General features: G+C 32.5%; 14 protein-coding genes. 3 read left to right on the forward strand and 11 right to left on the reverse strand.

Annotation, left to right across the window (positions count from 1 at the left end):
- Nucleotides 1–15 precede the first annotated feature (15 nt).
- The 7 genes from WNY78_RS13160 to WNY78_RS13190 all read right to left on the reverse strand — a co-directional run bounded on the left by WNY78_RS13160 (nt 16) and on the right by WNY78_RS13190 (nt 9,606).
- A complete protein-coding gene (locus tag WNY78_RS13160; protein ID WP_342873671.1) occupies nt 16–1,287 on the reverse strand; it encodes an adenylosuccinate synthase in 1,272 nt (423 codons plus the stop codon).
- A gap of 7 nt (nt 1,288–1,294) precedes the next feature.
- Nucleotides 1,295–1,750, reverse strand: coding sequence for a transcriptional repressor (locus WNY78_RS13165; RefSeq protein WP_342873785.1), 456 nt, complete (start codon nt 1,748–1,750; stop codon nt 1,295–1,297).
- Nucleotides 1,751–1,857: 107 nt separating this feature from the next.
- A complete protein-coding gene (locus tag WNY78_RS13170; protein WP_342873672.1) occupies nt 1,858–4,062 on the reverse strand; it encodes a RelA/SpoT family protein in 2,205 nt (734 codons plus the stop codon).
- Nucleotides 4,063–4,148: 86 nt separating this feature from the next.
- Nucleotides 4,149–6,419: a hypothetical protein gene (locus tag WNY78_RS13175; RefSeq protein WP_342873673.1), complete on the reverse strand. Its 2,271-nt coding sequence runs from the start codon at nt 6,417–6,419 to the stop codon at nt 4,149–4,151.
- 18 nt (nt 6,420–6,437) lie between these two features.
- On the reverse strand, nt 6,438–7,052 hold the full coding sequence (locus WNY78_RS13180) for a hypothetical protein (protein ID WP_342873674.1): 615 nt from the start codon (nt 7,050–7,052) through the stop codon (nt 6,438–6,440).
- Nucleotides 7,053–7,278: 226 nt separating this feature from the next.
- Nucleotides 7,279–8,340 (reverse strand): T9SS type A sorting domain-containing protein, encoded by a 1,062-nt coding sequence (locus WNY78_RS13185; protein WP_342873675.1) that lies wholly within the window; start codon nt 8,338–8,340, stop codon nt 7,279–7,281.
- Between the two features lie 27 nt (nt 8,341–8,367).
- The gene (locus WNY78_RS13190; RefSeq protein WP_342873676.1) at nt 8,368–9,606 is read right to left on the reverse strand and encodes a M48 family metallopeptidase; all 1,239 of its coding nucleotides are present in this window, start codon (nt 9,604–9,606) and stop codon (nt 8,368–8,370) included.
- 68 nt (nt 9,607–9,674) lie between these two features.
- Here WNY78_RS13190 and WNY78_RS13195 point away from each other — a divergent pair, with 68 nt between their 5' ends.
- Nucleotides 9,675–11,057 (forward strand): choice-of-anchor L domain-containing protein, encoded by a 1,383-nt coding sequence (locus WNY78_RS13195; protein ID WP_342873677.1) that lies wholly within the window; start codon nt 9,675–9,677, stop codon nt 11,055–11,057.
- Nucleotides 11,058–11,071: 14 nt separating this feature from the next.
- Here the strand turns inward: WNY78_RS13195 and WNY78_RS13200 are convergent, their stop codons facing one another.
- Nucleotides 11,072–11,893, reverse strand: a complete 822-nt coding sequence (locus WNY78_RS13200; RefSeq protein ID WP_342873678.1) for an RNA methyltransferase — start codon at nt 11,891–11,893, stop codon at nt 11,072–11,074.
- Nucleotides 11,894–12,069: 176 nt separating this feature from the next.
- Here WNY78_RS13200 and WNY78_RS13205 point away from each other — a divergent pair, with 176 nt between their 5' ends.
- Nucleotides 12,070–16,479 (forward strand): T9SS type A sorting domain-containing protein, encoded by a 4,410-nt coding sequence (locus tag WNY78_RS13205; protein ID WP_342873679.1) that lies wholly within the window; start codon nt 12,070–12,072, stop codon nt 16,477–16,479.
- 138 nt (nt 16,480–16,617) lie between these two features.
- Nucleotides 16,618–17,424: a DUF6503 family protein gene (locus WNY78_RS13210; RefSeq protein WP_342873680.1), complete on the forward strand. Its 807-nt coding sequence runs from the start codon at nt 16,618–16,620 to the stop codon at nt 17,422–17,424.
- Between the two features lie 73 nt (nt 17,425–17,497).
- Here the strand turns inward: WNY78_RS13210 and WNY78_RS13215 are convergent, their stop codons facing one another.
- The 3 genes from WNY78_RS13215 to WNY78_RS13225 all read right to left on the reverse strand — a co-directional run bounded on the left by WNY78_RS13215 (nt 17,498) and on the right by WNY78_RS13225 (nt 23,012).
- Nucleotides 17,498–18,808, reverse strand: a complete 1,311-nt coding sequence (locus tag WNY78_RS13215) for an amidohydrolase family protein (RefSeq protein ID WP_342873681.1) — start codon at nt 18,806–18,808, stop codon at nt 17,498–17,500.
- 10 nt (nt 18,809–18,818) lie between these two features.
- Nucleotides 18,819–21,845 (reverse strand): amidohydrolase family protein, encoded by a 3,027-nt coding sequence (locus tag WNY78_RS13220; protein WP_342873682.1) that lies wholly within the window; start codon nt 21,843–21,845, stop codon nt 18,819–18,821.
- A gap of 96 nt (nt 21,846–21,941) precedes the next feature.
- Nucleotides 21,942–23,012, reverse strand: a complete 1,071-nt coding sequence (locus tag WNY78_RS13225) for a DUF3810 domain-containing protein (RefSeq protein ID WP_342873683.1) — start codon at nt 23,010–23,012, stop codon at nt 21,942–21,944.
- Between the last annotated feature and the right edge of the window lie 80 nt (nt 23,013–23,092).

Genomic DNA, 23,092 nt, shown 5'->3' on the forward strand with positions numbered 1-23,092 from the left:
TATATAATTTAAATCTTATCGATTAATCGTCTGTGTACGATCTGGTCCAACAGAAACTATCGTAATAGGAATTTCTAATTCTTTTTCTAGAAAGGCGATATACTCATTTAATTCCGAAGGAAACTCAGATACATTTCTCATTTTGGTTAAATCTTCTTTCCAACCTTTAAAATCTGTATAAATAGGAGTGACGTTCTCTTCTTCTATGTTAAAAGGCAAATGTGTAATCGTTTCACCTTTGTATTTATAAGCTGTACATACTTTTAAAGTTTTAAAACCTGAAAGTACATCTCCTTTCATCATACTTAATTGTGTGACACCATTAACTTGGCAAGCGTATTTAAGCGCAACAAGATCTAACCAACCACAACGTCTTGGTCGCCCTGTAACTGCTCCAAACTCTCTACCAATGCGTGCCATTTCTGCTCCAACCTCATCAAATAATTCGGTAGGGAATGGTCCTGATCCAACACGAGTTGTGTAGGCTTTGAAAATTCCGAAGACTTCTCCAATTTTATTTGGCGCAACACCTAAACCTGTACATGCTCCAGAAGCAGTAGTGTTTGATGATGTCACAAAAGGATATGTTCCAAAGTCAATATCTAAAAGAGACCCTTGAGCACCTTCTGCCAAAATTGGCTTTCCTGCTTTTAAGGCTTGATTTAAATATTCTTCGCTATCAATGAATTGTAATTCTTTTAAACGTTCTACAGCAGCAAAGAATTCATCTTCCATTTCTTTTAAATCATATTGGATATCTACATTATAGAAACCAATCATCGCTTCATGCTTGTTAGCTAAAGCTCTATATTTTTCTTTCCAGTTATCTTGTTCTAAATCTCCAATTCTAATTCCGTTACGACCAGTTTTGTCCATATATGTTGGACCAATACCTTTAAGTGTAGAACCAATTTTGGCTTTTCCTTTAGACGTTTCAGATGCAGCATCTAATAAACGATGTGTTGGAAGAATAACATGCGCTTTTCTAGAAATAATTAAATTTGATTTGTAGTCTAATTTAAATTGGTCAAGCCCATCTAATTCTTGTACAAATACAACAGGATCAATGACGACACCATTACCAATAACGTTCATAGATTCTGTATGGAAAATCCCAGATGGAATTGTTCTCAATACATGTTTGATTCCGTCAAATTCTAAAGTATGACCTGCATTTGGTCCTCCTTGAAAACGAGCAATAATGTTGTATTTGGAGGTGAGTACATCAACAATTTTTCCTTTGCCTTCGTCGCCCCATTGTAATCCTAGTAGTAAATCTACTGCCATTGTGTAATTAATTAGTTGGTTTATTTTTTGTTCCGTAGAAATAAAGAGAGTGGTTAGAGATAGAAATATCAAAAACCTCTTCTATTGTTTTTTTTATAGACTGAATACGTGGATCACAAAACTCGATAACTTCACCAGTATCTGTCATAATCACATGATCGTGTTGCTTATCAAAATAGGATTTCTCGTAGTGTGCTTGGTTTTGACCAAACTGATGCTTTCTTACTAAAGCACATTCCATTAAAATTTCAATGGTATTGTAAAGTGTAGCTCGACTAACTCGATAGTTTTTGTTTTTCATTTTGATATATAAAGATTCTATATCAAAGTGCTCTTCATTTTCATAAATTTCTTGAAGTATCGCGTAGCGTTCAGGTGTTTTTCTATGACCTTTATCTTCTAAAAACTTTGTAAAAACGTTTTTTACAATCTCTTGGTTAGTCTGTTCTGTTTTCTTACTCATTTTTAACTCGTGTGGAGTTTTCATTTCATCAAGCTTCAAATTTACACATTTTTATACCAAATAAATTATAAATTTTAGCTAAAAAATGGAAGCATTTGTTTTTGGTTTTAAACTCTAGTTACTTTATCAATTCCGTTAATTTTTTTAAGATTATCAATGAGTTTTTTTAGAATTGTACTATTGGTAACAACAACATTAATTTTTCCAGTGAAAATCCCATCATCCGACTCAAAACTGATGCTTTTCATATTCACATGCATATTTGAGGATATTTCTTGAGTGATATTATTTACTAATCCTAAATTATCAATACCAGACAGTTTTATTTGTGTTGCAAATTCTTGTTGTGAAGAATCTATCCATTTTGCTATCATCACACGGTATGCGTAATTAGACTGCATACTGAGTGCATTAGGGCAGTTTTTTTTATGAACTTTAATGCCGTCGTTAATAGTTAGAAACCCAAATACTGGATCACCAGGAATAGGATTACAACAGGTTGATAATTTATAATCTAATTTTTCTTCTTCTTTACCAAAAACAAGTTGATCAAATTTAGAAGTGATCTCGTCTTTGTCAATATCTGGTGCTACGGAAGGTCTACGAATTTTATTCTTAATATAACTCATAAACATATTGCTTCGAGATGAAGCATAGTCTTTGAGCATAGGATTATCAATCGTGCCAATGCCAACGCGATAAAATAAATCTAAACTTGTTTTCAATTTAAAATGAGTTACCATTTCATTAATTGATTTTTCGTCTAGTGCTATTTTGAGTTGTTTAAGTTTTCGTCTTAAGATTTCTTTGCCATCTTCAGCAAGCTCTTTTTTGTCTGCTTTGAGTGCAGATTTTATTTTGCTTAATGCTCTCGCAGTTGTTGCATAATCAAGCCAATTTCGGTTGGGTTTAATGTTTTCAGACGTTAGTATTTCTACCTGATCTCCACTGCTAAGCTCATGACTTAATGGGACGAGTTTCCCATTAACTTTTGCGCCTCTAGTTTTCATACCAACTTGTGTGTGAACGCTAAATGCGAAATCAAGAGGTGTAGCACCTTTTGGTAATGATTTTATATCTCCTTTTGGAGAGAATACAAATATTTCTTTTGAATACAGATTAAGTTTAAACTGCTCAACAAAATCAACAGCATTCGTTTCGTTACTTTCTAGAGCTTCTTGTAATTTATTAATCCAAGTGTCTAGAGCGTCTTCTGCGTTTCCTTCCTTATACTTATAATGTGCAGCATATCCTTTTTCAGCAATTTCGTTCATGCGCTCACTTCGAACTTGTACTTCTACCCATCTGTTTTTTGGACCCATAACCGTAATATGAAGCGCTTCGTATCCTGTAGATTTAGGTGATGAGATCCAATCGCGAAGACGGGTTGGGTTTGGAGTAAAATGATCTGTGACGATAGAATAAATTTTCCAAGCGAGAAACTTTTCGTTTTTAAAATCTGATTTATAGATGATACGAACGGCAAACTTATCATAGACTTCATCAAAATCAACACCTTGTTTTAACATCTTTTTTCTAATAGAATAAATAGATTTTGGTCGTCCTTTTATTTCATAGTTTAGTCCTTCTTTATCTAGAGAATCAACAATAACCTTAGAAAACGATTTTATATATTCATCTTGTTCTTGTTTACTCTCATGCATCTTTTCTAAGATGTCGTTGTAAACTTCAGGCTCTGTATATTTCATGCCGAGATCTTCGAGTTCGGTTTTGATATTATACAAACCTATTCTGTGAGCTAAAGGAGCGTAGATGTATAAGGTTTCCGAAGCAATCTTCTCTTGCTTATCAGGTCGCATCGAGTCCATAGTTTGCATGTTATGGAGACGATCTGCAATTTTAATAATGATCACACGTACATCATCATTAAGAGTCAATAACATTTTACGAAAATTCTCTGCCTGAGTAGAAACATCTGTCTCTTTACTAAGGGATGAGATTTTTGTTAACCCATCAACAATACGAGCAATTGTTTCTCCAAAGAGACGCGCAATATCATCTTTTGTGTAATCTGGACTATCTTCAACAACATCATGGAGTAGAGCAGCAGCAATACTTGTAGCATCTAATCCTATCTCACTTGCCACAATTCTTGCCACAGCAATTGGATGGAAAATATAAGCTTCTCCAGATTTACGACGTTGATCTTTATGAGCATCTAAAGCCACCTCAAACGCTTGGCGAATGAGTAATTTGTCTTCTTTGGTGAGCGTTTGATAACTTACTTTAAGGAGATTTTTGTAGGCTTTTGCAATCTCTGCATTTTCTTTTTCTATGGCTTCCTCTGTCATAGAACTAAAGTAAGCATAAGATATGTATTGTGCAACGGGTTTTTAGGGTTTTGTTTGGGAAGTTTACAAAACCCTATAACTTCTTTTTAAAGACTACAATTACCATCAAGAATATTCTGAATTGTAGGGTTGTAAGCATTGTTTGATATTACAAAATCGACACCTTGTTCTAGGGATGAACCATTACCATTGAGGAACAAGTTTTCTAAAGCACAGAAATCTGATAAATTAGGATTTGGAGCATTCTCATAAACGTCAGTTATAATACCATATCCAATTAATACGTTTGGAAAACCAGTACTAGGAGTCATCGAGGTTATATTTTCTAATCCGCTCAAATCAGATAAAATCGCATTATTTAAAATCCATAAGGAGTCTAAAGACGTCAGTTGTTCTAATCCTTCAAAATTGGTTAAAGAACTATTATTAAGTACAAATAGCCTAAACAGATTTGTTAAACTACTTAATCCACTAATGGAGTTGAGTTGTTCATTGTCTTTTAAATTTAAAGTTATAAAAGATGACACATTATTTAATCCATCTAATGTTGTCATATTATCATTATTTTCAATGTAAACTGATTCAGTAATCTCTGTAATAGAATTTAATCCAATAGACTCTAAATTTTGATTACTATATACGCTTAAGTTTCCTATACTATTTAAATTGTCAAAGCCTGAAATAGAAATTAATGAATTGTTATCACCTATATATAAACCTACATCAATAGTTTCAATATTATTGAGTCCAGTAAATGATTGTAAATCTGTATTAAATATACTTAATCGACCATTTATTGTTACTAAACTTTCTAAAGGAGTTAAATTTGTGATATCGCTTCCATCTAAGTTACCTATTCTAAGATTACCACTGATACCATTGTAATTAAATAATCCAAAATCATTAACTTCATCTTGAGTTGATAAAGTCACATCACCATTGTAGATGCCTCCAGAATCTTCACAAGTACTAAGCGAACCTAAATCAATAGTTTCACCATTTAATGTTATATCAGTTTGTAAAGTCCACTGACTAGAGTCAAAATCGAAAATTTGAAATGGTATTGTACTTGGTGAGCAGTGTTGCAAGGCAACATCTATTATTCCATTTGTAATACTGAAAGCGTTATATTGATCTATGTAGAGATATCCATTGGTTAATGGGTTTCCGTTACAATTGGTCACTGTCCCAGAAAGTGTAGTGGTTTGAAATTCTTCGGAAAAGGAAACGTTAACACTAGAATCTGAACTGAAAGAGCCTAATACTTGTTCATGAACTAGTTCATAATTACATTCTGGTCCTGTACTATAAATGGATATCGTGATGTCTTCATTTTGAGGAATGAAACCGCATTCTTCTCCGTCTTGTGACAACACATCTCCAGAAAATATAAGTTGATTACTATTATGCTTTATTTCAACAACGTAAGGAGTAGATGCATCTGTAGTGCCAGAATTAATAGTAAAACAAAGGTTCACATAATCATAAGGGAGATCACAATTCCACCATGAAAAGTGACTTACTAAACCAAAATATTTATTATTACTTTTTATGGCTTGGCCTTCTTCTTTCCAATAGCCAACAGTTTCATCAAAATACCAAAGTGGTATGGTATCTGGAGCACTATCTAACTGGTTTGAGTCTATTGGGAATGTTATTGAAGCAGATGAGTTCTCACTTATATTTAATTGTTCTCCACTAGGTGATAATAAGTTTACAGAAAACATGCCATAAGACTCTAATCCAACAGCTGCATTAGTTGTTGTTTGCGCAAATAAACTTCCAGGCATTTGTGCAAAATTTGAATTACTATTTGGTACTACTGAATGCAATACAACTTCAACTTGACCATTATAGGGACTTCCATCTGATGTCATAAAATCGCCATTAAAACCAACTTTAACACCATTAGGTAATGAAACAACTGAAGATTCACCAGAGTTTATTATTGCTGTAACCTCTTTTTCTAGTAAAACTATATTTATCCTATTAACACCATCTGTTTTTGGCACCACAACTCTAGATCCATTAACATAACCATCTTTGTATGCTTTTATATATGCGAAATTTTCAAAAACTTCTGCATCATTTATAATAAAAAAGCCGTTTTGATCAGTAAAAGCAATGGAGTTTCCAATTGTAATTTGAACATTTGAGAGTTTTTCGCCATCTTCATTTTTTATGAGACCTATGAATTTTCCTGTAGTTACATTTCCGAAGTTTTCATTTTGAAACATGATGTCGTTGGCATTTAAACCTGGATCGTCATTTTGTTGAGAAATATCATCGTCGTTATCACAATTTTGAAACGTAAATGCAATTAAAAAAAGTACGATTAATTTTATAATTGTTTTCATAGCAGTTGGCGTTTTTGCTTAGTTTATAGTTTCAAATAAGTCGTTGGTTAATGTTATATTGAATTCATTTTGATCAAAATTTAATGTTGGTGATAGTCCGTAAAAATATTCTTGATTAGTTCCGTCCTCCAAAGTTCTTTTAAAAACCATAGAGAATGTCCAAAGTGGATTTGCTCTCAAATATCTTGTATACACAAAATTAGATCCAAAAAGTGGCTCTATGTCATCGTTGTCAAAAGATACATTACTAAAAGTTATCGAACCGTCAATTAAGTTTTCTCCTGTAATATTGAAGGTAAATGGGTATAATTTTATGCCATTAAAATCAATTGTATTAAATTGACCAATATGATCTATTTCTTTGATTGTATTAGAAAGTATTAACGCAGAATCACTTGGGACAGTTTCAATGTAGTATCTAACACCTTCTCCAGAGGTGGTGAAATTTAGAGTATAATAACCATCAATATCAGTTAGTGTAGAATCAATATATCTTGATGGCATATTTTGTAGATTTTCGCGTAATCTTAATTTAATTCCTTCTAATGGAATGTCCATATATTCATCAACAATATTACCACTAACTGTAGTCTCAATGCCTGCAGGTAATGGGTCTTCGCATCTAGTCATCATTAGGAAAGGAAAACAAAAAAGTATAATAGTAATTTTGATCTGCATTGGCTGGTAATTATCTAATAGATACAAAAAATACGAAAAGGTTGCGTAAGAAATTACATTCTTTTATGCTTTAACATTTTTCAATACTAGAATCTTTAACTTAATCTAACGACGTGTAAGCATTAAATACAATATGTGATTAGCAGAATACGATGTTAATTAAAATTAATTGCACAATTTATTAATCTCTAATAAATTTTAAAACATGTGCTCTTGTAGTTGCACTAGTTATTTTAATATAATAAAGTCCAGTAGCTAAATTGCTAACATCAATACTATTTGTTTGAGACTTCTTTCCTTTTAGTACTTGTTGTCCGTTATAATTTAATATTTCAAAAGTATATGGTTCTTGAATTCCGAGAATGGTTATCACATTTTGTGACGGATTTGGAAACATTTTAACTGCTATAAATGGTTGAACTTCTTCAACACTTAACAGCATACTTAAGTCTTCAATTTTAAATATATTATTTGCAATACTTCCTGCAACATAAAGATCATCATTATAAATAGCAAAAGCTGCTGGACGTCCAGTTTCGGTATCCATAAAGTCTTCTAAAACTAGTGGGTCTTGGCTAAAATCTACCATAGATATTTTAAAAATTAAACTCATCCCAATTAAAAGTTTATCTTCATAACAAATCAACGAGTAAATATTAGATTCTAGATTTTCAATGACCATTTCTGGAACAGGATTCGTTTGAGTTGGGTCTATCTTGGCTACTTTTGTTCCATATCCAAAATATAAAAAACCGTCACGATATGTAAACGCTAAAGGTCTTACAGGTAAACTCACTACATTAATAAGACTTGGATTTGAGCTCGTTAAATCAATTTTAGAAATAGAATTATCGCCAGCAATATAAAGAAAGTCATCAATTTCAATCAAAGCATAAGTAGAACTCACATACATGATGTCTTCAACAACTGTGTTTGCATCTGTGATATCAAATTTTCTTAAAGAACCATTTGAAAAATAAAGATCATTACCATATAAACCTATTGCTCTTGGGTAAATTAAGTCTGTAACTAAATCAATCACTACAGGATTTTCTTCAGTTAGATCAATTTTTGAAATTGTACCTTGTCCTATATTATTGCCCGAATGATCACAAATGTAAAGTTCATCATTATGTACTGCAAGATTTAACGGATTTAAAAGTCCATCCACAACTTCTACCTCTTGAGCAGAACTTACAATTGTTAAACAGAGAATAAGAATTTTTGTAATTGTTTTAAACATAATGTACCATTTTTATGGTTTGTATTATTAATTGTTTTTCCTCAAATTCCTAACCCTTTCTAACAACGTAGGATGAGAATAATGCATCAACACATATGCAGGATGAGGCGTTAAATTACTTAAACTGTTTTTAGACAATTTTTTAAGTGATGTTATTAATGGTTCTGCTTTGTAAGTGTTTTTTGCATAATCATCTGCTTGATATTCAAATTTACGTGAGAGTTGATTCATAATTAAACCTGTTACTTCGGAAATTGGCGAATACAACAAACCAAAAGCAATCAATCCTACATGAAAACTCGCGATGTCAACACCAAGCGCATTTGATAATAACGGATTTGAAATAAACACAGACAATATAAACAACGTTAATCCTGTCAAAGCAATAGAAGCCACCAAATTGAAAATGATGTGTTTCTTTTTATAATGTCCAACCTCATGAGCTAAAACTGCGACTATTTCCTCTTCATCTAATTCGTTGACCAAAGTATCATAAAGTGTTACCCGTTTTTCACTACCAAAACCAGAGAAATACGCATTTGCTTTTGTGCTACGTTTTGAGCCATCAATGATGAAAATCTTATCTAGATTAAAGCCAACCGATTTAGCATACGCTGAAATTTTATCACGCAAAGTCCCATCTTCTAAAGGTGTTTGTTTATTAAATAAAGGAACAATCAATTTAGAATAAAACATATTCATGAATACTGTAAACACAGTTACAATTCCCCAAGCATATAACCAGAACAACTCTTGTGTTTGCTGATAAAACCAAATAATGAGTGCTAAGATTCCACCTCCAATAATTGCCATCATGAACAGACCTTTTATTTTATCGAGTATGAATGTTTTCTTGGTGGTTTTATTAAATCCAAAACGTTCTTCAATTACGAAGGTTTTATAATAACTAAAAGGTGTTGAAATTAAATCGCTTCCAAGCATAATGATTCCGAAGAACATTAAAGCAACCACAATTGAGTTATCACTATACTGTCTTGCGATATTGTCAACGTATTCAAATCCGTCAAAAAAAAGAAACCCTAAAGTAAGCGCCAAAGAAAATAGCGAACTCCAAATCCCAAATTTATAATTGGTCTTTTTATAGGCTTGCGATTTCTTATATTCTGTCTCGTCATAGACATCTTGTAATTCATTAGGAATGGGATTATCGTAATTTTTTGCATTGAGATAATCTAAAACTTTATCAATAATAAAGTTTATTAGGATTATAAAAATGATGATGTAGAATAAGTCTGTTGAAGTCATATAATATAAAAAAATGCCTATTTTTAAGCAGAAAACAAATTTACATTAAATATAATCGCTCAACAATTATGAAAAGAACTTTACTCATTCCATGCTTATTAGTTTTTAATATAATGTGGTCTCAAATGACGGTTACTCCAAATAGTGACGCAGAGGATTTAATTCTAAATAACCTTATTGGTAATCCAAATTTTCCTTCATCAAATTATATATCAGTTACTGGAAATAGTTTTGGTGACGTCAACGGACTAGGAACATTTAATTATGTAGGATCAGATTTTGACTTTGCTCAAGGATTAGTTTTATCTACAGGAGATGTAATTGATGTGCCAGGACCTAATACTATGAATTCATCTAGTGGTAGTTCCAACTGGTTTGGAGATCCAGATTTAGATTTTCTTTTTAACAATACACAAACTTATAATGCATCATTATTACAATTTGATTTTACTGCCGAAGTTGAAATGATAAGTTTAGATTTTTTAATGGCTTCAGAAGAATATGATGGTTCTGCGTTTGAATGCAATTTTGCAGACTCATTTGCATTTATTCTGACTAATAATAACACAGGTGTTTCTCAAAATTTAGCTTTGGTGCCTGGTACATCAACACCAATTGCAGTAACAACAGTTCATTATGAAGTACAAGGATCGTGTGTTGCCATCAATGAAGCGTATTTTGAGCGTTATAATTTTGAAAACACTAACAGTAGTGCTCCTTCAATTCCAACAGCCGATTCTCCAATAAACGCGAATGGACAAACAAAGGTATTTGTACTTATGGGTGATTTAGATATTGGGAGTTCTTATACTATTAAAATCGCTATTGCAGATGCATCAGATTCAGCGTTTGATAGTGTGCTATTTGTTAGAAACAGTTCATTTGGAGCGTTTCCTATAATAGACGACGAACCAGAAGATTTAGTTGTAGAAGATACAGATGAAAATGGTTTTGAAACTTTTGATTTAACGCTCAATGAAGCTCTTATGTTAGGTGCTGTGGATACAGCTACATATTCATTTTTGTTCTCATACTACTTAACCCAAGCCGATGCTGAAGCAGGTATAAATGCAATTAGTAATCCAGAAGCTTATACTAATATGTCAAATGTGCAAAACATCTATGTAAGTATGAGAAATGCCTATACAGGTAAGCAAGTAATTAGTGATTTTAGGATTGCAATTCACCCAAATTTATTGAGTCTTGAAGATTTAGAACGTAGCGAAATTGCACTATATCCAAATCCTGTTATAGATCAATTATTTATAGATACTAATGCATCGCAAATAGAAAATGTAGAAGTCTATGCTATGAATGGTCAACTTTTGTTATCTCAATTTACTATTGAAGATGAAAGAATCTCGGTTGATTTTTCTAATTTAAGTAACGGACTGTATTTGGTGAAATTAACTTCGCAAAATGGAAGTGTTTACAAACGCATCCTTAAATAACCAGAAAGAGAAAACTACTTAAAATCGCGTTGCCTCTTAACCTCAAAAATTAATATTCCTGCTGCGACAGATACATTCATGCTATCAATCTCGCCTTGCATTGGGATTTTAATATTTTGAGTAGACGCAAGTCGCCAAGCATCACTTAAACCAGTAGCTTCTGTGCCAACAACAATTGCAGTAGATTGTGTGTAATCTTGCTCATGATAATTAACTGCATCTTGCAAAATAGCACTGTAAATGTTTATATTATTTTCATTTAAAAATGTAATAATCTCTTCTGTGCTACCAATTGCTATTTGATTTGTAAATACGCAACCAACACTAGATCTCACAATATTTGGGTTGTATAAATCTCCTTTTGGATTGGCAATAATTACAGCATCTACATGGGCTGCATCTGCTGTTCGAAGAATAGCACCAATATTTCCAGGTTTCTCTGGAGCTTCAGCAACAAGTATTAATGGGTTGTTATTCGGAAATTTTAAATCTTCCAAACGATGCTGTTTCATTTCTGCAATTGCAATAATGCCTTCCGTAGAACTTCTGTGAGCTAATTTTTCAAAAACATCTTTCGAGATTTGAATGCGTTCAATTTCCGAAGAAATAAGTGTATTTAAATCTTCATCAGATACCAATTCTGGATAAAATAACACTGTTTTTATCTTGTAATTAGCTTTTGTGGCTAGCAATAATTCACGCTGACCTTCAATAATAAAAAGACCTGTTTTTTTACGCTCACGAGATTTTTCTTTTAAAACATGAATTTGCTTTATCAGTTGGTTTTGTGTGCTCGTAATTTCTTTGTGGTGCATTGTGTTAAAATTGAGTGCCATTAAAAATTAACAAATTTACATTTTATCAATCATATAGTACGTTATTCTATGTAGAGAATTAGAGGACTTTAATTAGAGGGTAGGAAAATTTAGACTTATACTGTTATAATAGTGATACAAATTTTTATCAATCGATATAGATTTGTAACTTGTAACAACCAATCAAACTCTTATCTATGAAAGCAAAATTACTCATTCCGCTAATTGCCCTCTTTTTTACATTTTTTACAAATGCTCAAGATCTTACCATGCAAAATGGTTCTTGGACTGAGTGTGATTTTATTTTAACAGATTCTGGAGGTTCAACGGCTAATTATGACAGCAATGAAGATCTTACTTTAACGTTATGTCCACCTACTGATGGAGGTTATGTAACTATAGATTTTTTAGAATTTTCTACACAGTTAAACGAAGATATTCTAACTATTTATAATGGTCCATCAAACACTAGTCCTTTAATTGGTTCATACTCTGGAACAAACAATCCTGGTTTTATACAAGCAGATAATCAATCTGGTTGTTTAACCTTAAGATTTACAAGTAATGATATAGGAACAACAACAGGATGGTCTGCAGAAGTATTTTGTGTTGAACAAGCATTTATAATCAATCAGCCAAGTGATTATCTGGTTTGTGATGAAAATGGTGATGGCTATTTTGATTTTGATCTATCACAAAAAGATCAAGAAATTTTAGGAGGATTAGATCCAAGTAGTTACGCTGTTTCATACTATGCTTCATTACAAGATGCAGATGCGCAAGTAAATCCGTTACCTATTATTTATACTAATGTTACCAATCCACAAACAATCTATGCCAATGTATTACAGATTTCAACAGGTAATTTAGAGCAAACTTCATTTGACCTTATTGTTAATTCGAGTCCAATGCCAAACTTATTAGATGTGTATGAAATTTGTAATGGTACATCAATTATTGTAGATTCTGGATTAAACGATCCTAACTATATTTACAATTGGTATTATGATGGGATTATACTTCCAGAAGAGAATGGGCCAACACTAGAAGTAACTCAAACAGGTTATTATCAATTTTATGTGTCCAGTGGAAATTTTTGTGAATCTTTTACAGATTTTGAAGTTGTTATTAATGATTTTAGTTTTATCTCTCAGCCTACACCTCTTGTAGTTTGTGATGATGACAACGATGGTTTTGCACTTTTTGATTTAGAAAGTAAAATATCTGAGATTACAAATGGAGTTGATAACGCAACATTAATTGTGACGTTTCATGAAACAGAAGCTGATGCATATAATAATGTTGATGCTTTAGTCTCTCCTTATGGTAATATCACTCAATCAAGTCAAATAGTTTATTTTAGAGTGTCTACTATATTTGGAGACTGCTCAACTGTAGGTTTTATGGAACTTATTGTTGATGTTAATTGTGTTTCTGCTTCATCTGCTATTTTAAATATATGTGCAGATAATCCTAATGATATTGTTGATGTTGATTTAACAACACAAGAAACAAATATGATTAATGGTCAAAATATAACAGACTATACATTTAGTTATTACAATTCAATTACAAATGCAGAAGTTCAAATAAACCCAATAACCAACCCTGAGAATTATAGTATGAGTTTTAACTCAACTACAATTTATGTTAGAATTGAAGAAAATTCATCTGGAAATGATACAATTGAAGAATTATATGTGAATTTTAATATAAATCCCGAAGTCTCATTTTTTAATGAACCAAATACTATTTGTACTGGACAAGAAGTTGTTTTAACTCCATTTGTAAATGGAGCTTCTGGAGGGAACTTAACTTATTTATGGAGTAATGGTTTAACAGATCCAGAAATTATAGTTTTTGAACCTGGATTATATGCTGTTACTGTCACAGATACAATTACTGGTTGTTCTGGTTATGGAGAAACTTTAGTTGAAGAAGGAGATACTCCAATTACATATCAACCAGAAGATTTGATTTCTTGTGGTTCAAATGGAGTTTTTGATTTAACATCTGTATATCAACAATTATTAAATGGAGAAGATTCAACTAATTTTAATATTAGTTTTCATGAGTCAATTAATGATGCTTATAATCAAATTAATGCCATTGCCATTCCAGAAGAATACACTGCAAACGCAAATCCTCAAACAATTTTTGTTAACGTACAAAATATAAGTAATACATGTTTCTCTGTTCAAGCTTTTAATATCATATCAGAAGATTGCCCTATAGAAGTAGATTGTGGAGAAGATCCAATAAATACAACCTATTGTTATGAACTTAATTCTGCAGATGAATATGTTTACGTAAGTACAGATGGTTCACCTGTGCAAGTCGTCTTTAATTCTGGACAAGTTGAAAACACTTGGGATGAATTAACTGTTATAGATTCTGACGGAACTGTTATATATAGTGGCTACGGAAATGATGGAGATCTTACAGGATTAACGTTTCAATCTTCAGGCGACCGACTTACAATTTACGTAGATTCTGATGAAGTTTTTGCATGTGCAGATCAAAATTATTTACCAATAGATTATGATGTCAGTTGCTTTGATGCTACAGCATTACCAAACTGTACTTCAGTGTTAACAACTCCTGTAAATGGTGATGATAATGTAAATGAAAATATAGATTTAACATGGACAATGTCTTCTGGTTTAGTATCAGGTTATAAGTTATCTGTTGGCATTACATCTGGCGGAACTGAAGTTTTTGATAACGAAGACGTAGGAAATGTTTTAACCTATGACATTGGTACTCTAGATTATGAAACAACATATTATGTATCAATCGTAGCTTATAATAATAATGGAGATGCTATTGATTGTACCGAAGAAAGTTTTACTATAAGACCAAACCCTAATCAAACAATAGTGTGTGATGATGGAGGTGTAAATACATTGTATTGCTATGATAATGATGATACAACAGAGTTTAACTTTCAAAGTGATGATGGAGAACCTTTAACAATTTTCTTTAATGCAGGAAGTACCGAATTTGATTATGATCAAGTTTCAATATTGGATTCAGATGGTTCTGTATTAAATTCAAATTTACCGTATGGAAATAATGGCGATTTTTCAGGATTAAGTTATACATCTACTGGAGGAACAATTACAGTTGCCTTTGATTCTGATGGGACAGTGAGTTGCTCAACAGGTAACGCATGCTGTACAGTGCAGTTTGACTTTGATGTGTTTTGCTCAACTTCCGTGGGAATAATAGATGTTAACGCATTTGTAGATGCTAATGCCAATTCAATTTTTGATACAGCAGAGCCTAACTTTTCTAACGGTTACTTTACTTATGAAACCAATAACGACGGAAATATCAATATTGTAAATTCTTCAACGGGTTCATTTCAAATTGTAACTACAAACGAAACAGATAGTTACGAAATCACGTTTAATTTATACGAAGAATCTGCAGGATGTTATGACATTACTACAAGTACATTTAGTAATATAACTGTTGCTAATGGTGCAACAGAAACTGTTGATTTCCCAGTTGTAGAAGAACAAAGTTGTGAAGACCTTGCTGTGTATCTTATTAATAATTGGACACCTCCAAGACCTGGTTTTAGTCATGAAAATGTCCTCGTGTTAGAAAACTTAGGGTTTACAACAATTATATCTGGTACAGTAGAATTTATAGTTGACCCATTACTAATTTATAATGGTGTTACAAATGTAAATCCTAACTATACAATTAATACAACTGCAACAGGATTTACAGTAGACTTTGTAAACTTACAACCTGGAACTACAGAATATATAGATATTTCATTAACCTGTCCTGCAACAGCAGAATTAGGTGATATTGTCACTAATACTGCAATTTATCTTACAGATAGTAATGATTTAGTGGCTGGTAATAATTACTCAATGTTGTCTGAGATGGTTGTTGGTTCTTGGGATCCAAACGATATGAGAGAATCTCATGGACCACGAGTAAATTATGATAATTTTGTAGTATCAGATGAATGGTTATATTACACAATACGCTTCCAGAATTTAGGAACAGCAGCTGCCGATTTTGTAAGGATTGATGATGCTTTAGATAGCCAATTAGATGAAACAACTTTCCAAATGTTGCGATCAAGTCATGATTATGTGGTGACAAGAACAGATTCAGATTTAGAATGGTTTTTTGAAGACATCAATTTAGTTGCAGAGCAAGATGATGTTGAAGCTAGTAAAGGTTTTGTGTATTTTAGGATTAAGCCAAAATCAGGATATGGTATTGGTGATATCATCCCAAATACAGCATCAATTTTCTTTGATTTTAATGCACCAGTTATCACAAATAGATTTGATACTGAGTTTGTAGAAGATGCACTTTCTGTTGATGATTCTAGCTTTATAACGTTTGAAATGTTTCCAAATCCAGCAAAAGATGTGGTGACGATTCGTTTGAATGCTAATAGCTTCGGAAATGTAACAGTGAATATTATTGATCTCCAAGGAAAGCTCATCTTAGAGCAGCACATTTCCGAAGGAAATAATCTTGAATTAGATATTGCAGATTTACAAAGCGGTTTATACTTTGTGAAACTGAATGTAAATAATAAGAGCTTAGTTAAAAAACTGATTATAGAATAGTTGAATTATATAAAGTAAAATAAGTTCGATGTTAAAAAAAGCCTTAGATAATTTCTAAGGCTTTTTTTGTAAGCAATTCTTAGTAACTTCGTCAGAAGTTGATTATTAGAATATATTTAACCAAAACAAAAATAACTAATGAAATTACCATCTTTATTACTAATTACTTTACTCGTTTTTACATCTTGTAAAGACAACAAAACGACCAATAATGTAGAGTCTATCAATTATTCCGAAGAAAAATTAGATGTTACTACGAGTGTCTATCCAGAAAACATCTCTAATATTTTTGATGCTCATGGAGGCATTGACGCTTGGCGTAAAATGAATACTCTAAAATTTACAATGGAAAAAGAATCTGGAACAGAAATTACAACTACAGATCTTCATAATAGATATTCTATAATTGAGACGCCAGCTTATAATTTAGGTTATGATGGTGAAGACGTCTGGTTACTCAAGAAAAAAGATGACATAGGTAATTTGAAGCCTAAATTTTACTACAATTTAATGTTCTATTTCTATGCAATGCCTTTTGTATTAGCAGATGATGGGATTATTTATGAAGATGTAGAACCTTTACGATTTGAAGGAACATCATATCCTGGAATTAAAATTTCTTACGAAAGTGGAGTAGGAGAATCACCAGAAGATGAATACATTTTATATTACGATTCTACAACAGGAGAAATGGCTTGGTTAGCTTATACTGTGACGTTTTTCACCAGTGAAAAAGCTAAAGAGTTTCATTTTATTAAGTATAGTGATTGGCAAACAATTAATGGATTAAAACTTCCTAAACGCTTATCTTGGTATAACTATGAAAACAATATGCCAACAACAAAACGTAACGATCTAGACTTTATAAACGTTGTTTTAACAGATGATTCTAAAGGAGCATCATCATTCGCAAAACCTGATAGAGCTGAGGTTGTAAAAGAGTAAGTAGAAACATAAATTTATTAAAAAACCTGTTAGTTTTAGAGCTAACAGGTTTTTTATTGAATAATTTCTAATATTAGTTTTGTGTCTCGTATTTATTAGAATAGCGTTGCCACAATTCGGTTTGATGTGTCTCTAAACTAATTAGTCTGCCATCAATAAATGCATGTGTTATGATATTTGTTCTCATATCTAAAGCATCTCCTTCGCTAATAAACAAAGTTGCACTCTTGCCAACTTCTAAAGTGCCATACATGTTATCTATACCTAGAATTTTTGCTGGATTTAAAGTTATTAATTGTAGTGCTTGTTCTTTTGTTAAACCATGTGCTACAGTTGTTCCTGCATAAAAAGGTAAGTTACGAGAATTCATGCGTTCCATTTGTCCGCTTGTTTCTAATGCCACAGTTACACCTTTATCTGTTAAGAGTTTTGCTAATTTAAAAGGCATATCATAATCATCATCAGTTTGATTAGGTCTAGAATGTACACGTTGTAATAAAACAGCAATGTTATTACGCTTGAGCATATCGGCAACTTTATGAGCTTCATAGCCACCTACAATGACCATTTTTGATACCTTGTTAGCTTTAGTGAAATTAATTGCATCTGTAATTCCTTTTTCGTCATCTACATGGATGTATAAGGTTTTTGATCCATCAAACAATCCATTTGTAGCTTCGTAAGGTAAATGTGTTGATGATTTATCACCAGCCATATATGACTTTGTCGCAGTTAAATAGTCTGTAATTTCAGTGACTTGATTGTCATAGTTTTTATTAAGTTTCATTGCAGGATCTTCTCCTAACCACCAACGACCTCTAGAAAAACTATTTGGCCAATTCATATGTATACCATCATCTTCTTTAATTACAGCATCTTCCCAATTCCAAGCATCAAATTGAACCACAGAGGATGTACCAGAAATTCGTCCACCACGAGGTGTGATTTGACCTAAAAGAACTCCGTTTGGTCGCATTGATTCTACAATTTTGGACTCAGCGTTATAAGCGATTAAACTTCTAATATGAGGATTCCATGATCCAAGTTCCGAATCATCATTTGTAGCTCTTACAGCACTGATTTCTACTAATCCTAATGTAGAATTTGGAACTATAAATCCAGGGTAAATATGCTTACCATTGGCATCAATGATTTCCATACCAGTCATATCTATTTTTATCGTCGTCATATCTGCAACAGAAGTCAGTTTACCATCTTCAAAAATGATAATACTGTTTTCAACGACTTTACCATTTCCAATATGAGCAGTAGCTCCTGTTATTGCAATTGTTTTGCTTTGTTTAGGAGCAGGTGTTTGCTGAGCCATACTTATAGAAAAACTGAGTACAGCAATTAGTAATAATTTTATATTATATGTTTTCATTTGTATTGATTTAGTGTTGTTCATGGTCTAAATAATCACAGTGCATCTGTACTTTTTCTTTCTTCTTTATTGGCTGTGTTTTTAGGCCTTTATTTTTTGCTTTCATCATCGCATTGATGAGTTCGCTTTTTTCCTTTTTGATTTGAGCACGCATCATTTCATCACGTTTTAAATCAAAATAAGTCACACCTTCAATAATTGTTTTTTCTGCTTTTGCATAAATAGACATTGGGTGATCTGACCACAATACAACATCTGCATCTTTACCAACTTTAATACTACCAACACGATTGTCTATGTGTAATAATTTAGCAGGATTTAAAGTCACAAACTTCCATGCATCTTCTTCACTAATACCTCCATATTTTACAGATTTTGCTGCTTCTTGATTTAAACGACGAGACATCTCTCCATCATCACTATTAATTGCTACAAGAACACCAGCATTATGCATAATTGCAGCATTATAAGGGATAGCATCATTAACTTCATATTTGTAAGCCCACCAATCACTAAAGGTAGAACCTCCAACACCATGTGCTTTCATTTTATCTGCTACTTTATAACCCTCAAGAATATGTGTGAATGTATTGATATTGAAATCAAATTTTTCAGCAACTTTCATTAGCATGTTGATTTCACTTTGTACATAAGAGTGACAAGAGATGAAACGTTCTTTGTTTAAAATTTCAGCAAGAACATCCATTTCAACATCTTTACGATAAGGTTTTCCACTTTTCTTTAAAGCATCATACGCTTTTGCTCTTGTGAAATAATCAATATATAATTGTTCAACACCCATTCGTGTTTGCGGAAATCTATTTCGTGCATTGTCTCCCCAATTAGATTGCTTTACGTTTTCTCCTAGTGCGAATTTTATAAATTTCGGACTATCATTATAAATCAAATTTTCAGCAGATTCTCCCCATTTTAATTTGATAATTGCAGAGCGTCCACCAATTGGATTCGCAGATCCATGTAAAATTTGAATAGACGTTACTCCACCTGCAAGGTTTCTATAGATATCAATATCTTCATCATCAATCACATCTTCAATAGTCACTTCGGCAGACGAATTATGACCACCTTCATTAATAGAAGCTGCAGCTATATGAGAGTGTTCATCAATAATACCAGACGTTAAATGTTTACCTGTTGCATCAATAACTGTTGCGTTACCATCTGATAAATCTTTACCAATTTTAGTAATTTTTCCGTTTTTGATAAGTACATCTGTGTTTTCTAGAATTCCATCTTTTTCATTGGTCCAAACTGTGGCATTCTTAAAAAGTAACGTTTCCTGTTTTGGAAGTTCTGCAAATCCATAAGCCATATTTGGGTAGGTGATAGGCATGATTTCTTTTGAAGTGGTTGTGTCTTCATTTTCTTTTTCATCATCGTCTTTGTCTTCACTTTCTACTTTTTTATCTTTTTCTTCGGAAGGTTTTTCAGCTTTCTCCTTTTTCTTAGCGTAAAAAGAGACTTCATTGCCTTCAGGAAAAACGGCTTTTCCGTTTAATGTATTTCCGTTGGAAGCATTTGCGACTATTCTAATAAATTTTTGTTCAGTAGAATCTTTTGTAGTCATTGTGATATTAATCCAATCATCAGTAAAAGATACTTTAGAACCTCTCTTTTTGTCGTCACTAGTAATTTCAGATTTTAATTTACTAGGCTTCCCTTTTAAACTCATTTTATAAGATTCTCCAGCCAATTTAAATTCATAATCACCAGTAAGATCTTGAGTGTTCATATCTTCAAGAACTGTTTTTTGACCTTGAACCCAGTTTTCATAAAGCGTGGTTTTCTTTTCAAAAATATCTCCAGATGTGATTAAGAAATTAGCATAAGACCCTTTTTTGAGTGAGCCAATTTCCGAAGATTTACCTAATAATTGTGCAGGTATAGTAGTTAAGGCTTGTAATGCTTTTTCTTTTGAAAGTCCGTATTCTACAGCCTTAATAAGATTGGGCATAAATGTTTTTGTTGCTTTTAGATCGTGAGTTGTAAACGCAAATTTAATTCCATTATCTGCTAAGATCTTAGCATTTGCAGGCTCTTGATTCCATGCTTTCATATCACTTAATGACAAAGAATTGCTCAAAAAGGCATTTTCTACGTCATATGCATCCTGAAAATTTAGAGGTATAATATAAGAAGCGTTCGTTGCTTTAACATCTGAGATGCGCTCATATTCGTCTCCTCCACCAAGAATCACATATTGAATCCCAAAGGCATCACCAACTTTATCTGCTCGCATTCCATTTGCTCTGCTACCAGCTCCAAAAATTTGAACTAGTTTTTTATTAGCATTTAAAGCTTCTAATGATAAGTCTTTAGTTTTACTGTTTCCGTTAGCATACCAGTTGGCATCAGAATACATTTGACGTAGTAAAGCCATACTTCCCATAATAGATCCTGGATACGACTGTCTGGAAGCAGCACTTTTATCAAATGAAAAGTATTGTGCAGAGTTTGGATCAATGATACGAATGTCGTTACCATCAGATGCGTTGAGTGCAACTAACGTTCCTGTTCCTCTTACGATTCCATCTTCCATGTGTGTGTTAACGACTCCAAAACCAGCATTCATTAATTCTTTTGCTGTTTTAGAATCAAAGTTAAACTTGTCAAAAGCTTTATTTTCTGGCATCACATGATCACTCCAATAGTATCCAGATCTACTTGGTCCATATTGCGGAGTTTGCCCACGACCAGAAGAACGTTTGGGTTTTTCAACACCAAACGTAGAGTACATATCAATAAAAGACGGATAAATACTTTTGCCTTTTAAATCTACTACAGTTGTATTTTTAGGAATACTCACTTGATTACCAGATGCCACAACTTTACCATCTTTTATTAAAAGTGTTCCATTCTCAACAATTTGAGTTGGAGTCACATAAATTTTGGCATTTGTGAAGGCTTGATAATTGGTGTTTTCGGTTTTTACACCATCGTTTTTGGGGAAATAGTCTTGTGCAAATAATGCAAAACTGCAAAAGCATAGCGCAATTGCAAACTTGATTTTAGTCATATAATTGGTTGATTAATTATTCCTTCTAAAGATAAAAATTAACATCATATGACGTAAGAAAATTTGGAGTTTTAACGTTTCCGAAGATGATAACTACTAATCTAAAGGATGCTCCTTGTGGTAGTTAACTAAAAGAGCAACAACATAGCTATAGCTTTCCATGCCTCCAGCTTGATTATTAGTTTTTAAAAAGTTATTGTAAGTAGCTTTAAATAAAGGCTCTGTTGGGTTTTGATAACCATCCCAAAAGTCTCTCACTTCTTGATAGTTTTTTAAAATGCCTTTGTGTAGTTGTGGCAATAATTCTTCATATATGGTCTTGTCCCTTTTGTATATTTCTCCTAGGCAATGACGTAAAGCAAACGCATGTCCAGAATAATTGAAATACACATCAGGATGATGCATTGCTGCCATACTACCAATAAAATTAGCTTCATTTTCGGCTGCATAACCTAATTGATGCGCAACTTCATGACTTCCTGTAGTTGGGAATTTATACGACGGAATCAATCCGTCAACTTGTGCTTCATTTGTAAACGGATTTAAATATCCAGAAAAACCCATATAAGTTAAAGGCACGCTGTACAACGACTTTTTGATGCTTCTAGGTTTATATTCTAAATATGGAAACACTTTTGATAATTTATCATATCCATCTGGAATCATTTTTAAAATCTCAGATTTGGAATAAGGCATAATCACTTTAAGAGAATCAACTCTAGCTAATTCTAGTTGCAATGCATTTGTTTTAATAATGAGCTGTTGGGTTAGATCTACCAATTCTTCGGTTGTGTAATCGTGATCAATTTTTAAAGATTGGTGAAGTGGTAATCGGTAATAATTAAAAGCCCAAAGCATATGAAATGCGAAATAACCTACTGAAACTGCAGCCAATACATCCAAAAACCAATGTTTGGTGTCCTTAATAATGCGTTTTCTATTGAGATATAACCACCTCAATATATATAAACTCAACAACGTATATAACACATCACCAACCGAAAATGGTAACCAGCCAAATACATAACGCATTGCTTTAGAAATCCAAATATAAATACCATGACTATATACAGACTCTACAAAAGCAGGGTAGTGCGCTAAAATTTTCAGAAGTATAATCTGAGGAATAATAGATAAAGCAATGATGAGTTTTTTGTGTTTGAGCATGATTCAAAAATAGGTTTTTTTTAGAACCTTTTCAATGTTGTTTTTAGTGAATTTGGTTTCCTGCTTTTCGTTATAGCTTT

Origin of the sequence: Psychroserpens sp. AS72 (genome assembly GCF_038900375.1) — a bacterium.
Taxonomy (GTDB): Bacteria; Bacteroidota; Bacteroidia; order Flavobacteriales; family Flavobacteriaceae; genus Psychroserpens.

Bases quoted from the DNA above. Each gene is read 5' to 3' on its own strand.
- WNY78_RS13185 (WP_342873675.1), bottom strand. From the start codon at position 8,340: ATGTTTAAAACAATTACAAAAATTCTTATTCTCTGTTTAACAATTGTA.
- WNY78_RS13225 (WP_342873683.1), bottom strand. From the start codon at position 23,012: ATGCTCAAACACAAAAAACTCATCATTGCTTTATCTATTATTCCTCAG.
- WNY78_RS13165 (WP_342873785.1), bottom strand. From the start codon at position 1,750: ATGAGTAAGAAAACAGAACAGACTAACCAAGAGATTGTAAAAAACGTT.
- WNY78_RS13220 (WP_342873682.1), bottom strand. From the start codon at position 21,845: ATGACTAAAATCAAGTTTGCAATTGCGCTATGCTTTTGCAGTTTTGCA.
- WNY78_RS13195 (WP_342873677.1), top strand. From the start codon at position 9,675: ATGAAAAGAACTTTACTCATTCCATGCTTATTAGTTTTTAATATAATG.
- WNY78_RS13205 (WP_342873679.1), top strand. From the start codon at position 12,070: ATGAAAGCAAAATTACTCATTCCGCTAATTGCCCTCTTTTTTACATTT.
- WNY78_RS13190 (WP_342873676.1), bottom strand. From the start codon at position 9,606: ATGACTTCAACAGACTTATTCTACATCATCATTTTTATAATCCTAATA.
- WNY78_RS13170 (WP_342873672.1), bottom strand. From the start codon at position 4,062: ATGACAGAGGAAGCCATAGAAAAAGAAAATGCAGAGATTGCAAAAGCC.
- WNY78_RS13160 (WP_342873671.1), bottom strand. From the start codon at position 1,287: ATGGCAGTAGATTTACTACTAGGATTACAATGGGGCGACGAAGGCAAA.
- WNY78_RS13175 (WP_342873673.1), bottom strand. From the start codon at position 6,419: ATGAAAACAATTATAAAATTAATCGTACTTTTTTTAATTGCATTTACG.
- WNY78_RS13210 (WP_342873680.1), top strand. From the start codon at position 16,618: ATGAAATTACCATCTTTATTACTAATTACTTTACTCGTTTTTACATCT.
- WNY78_RS13200 (WP_342873678.1), bottom strand. From the start codon at position 11,893: ATGGCACTCAATTTTAACACAATGCACCACAAAGAAATTACGAGCACA.
- WNY78_RS13215 (WP_342873681.1), bottom strand. From the start codon at position 18,808: ATGAAAACATATAATATAAAATTATTACTAATTGCTGTACTCAGTTTT.
- WNY78_RS13180 (WP_342873674.1), bottom strand. From the start codon at position 7,052: ATGATGACTAGATGCGAAGACCCATTACCTGCAGGCATTGAGACTACA.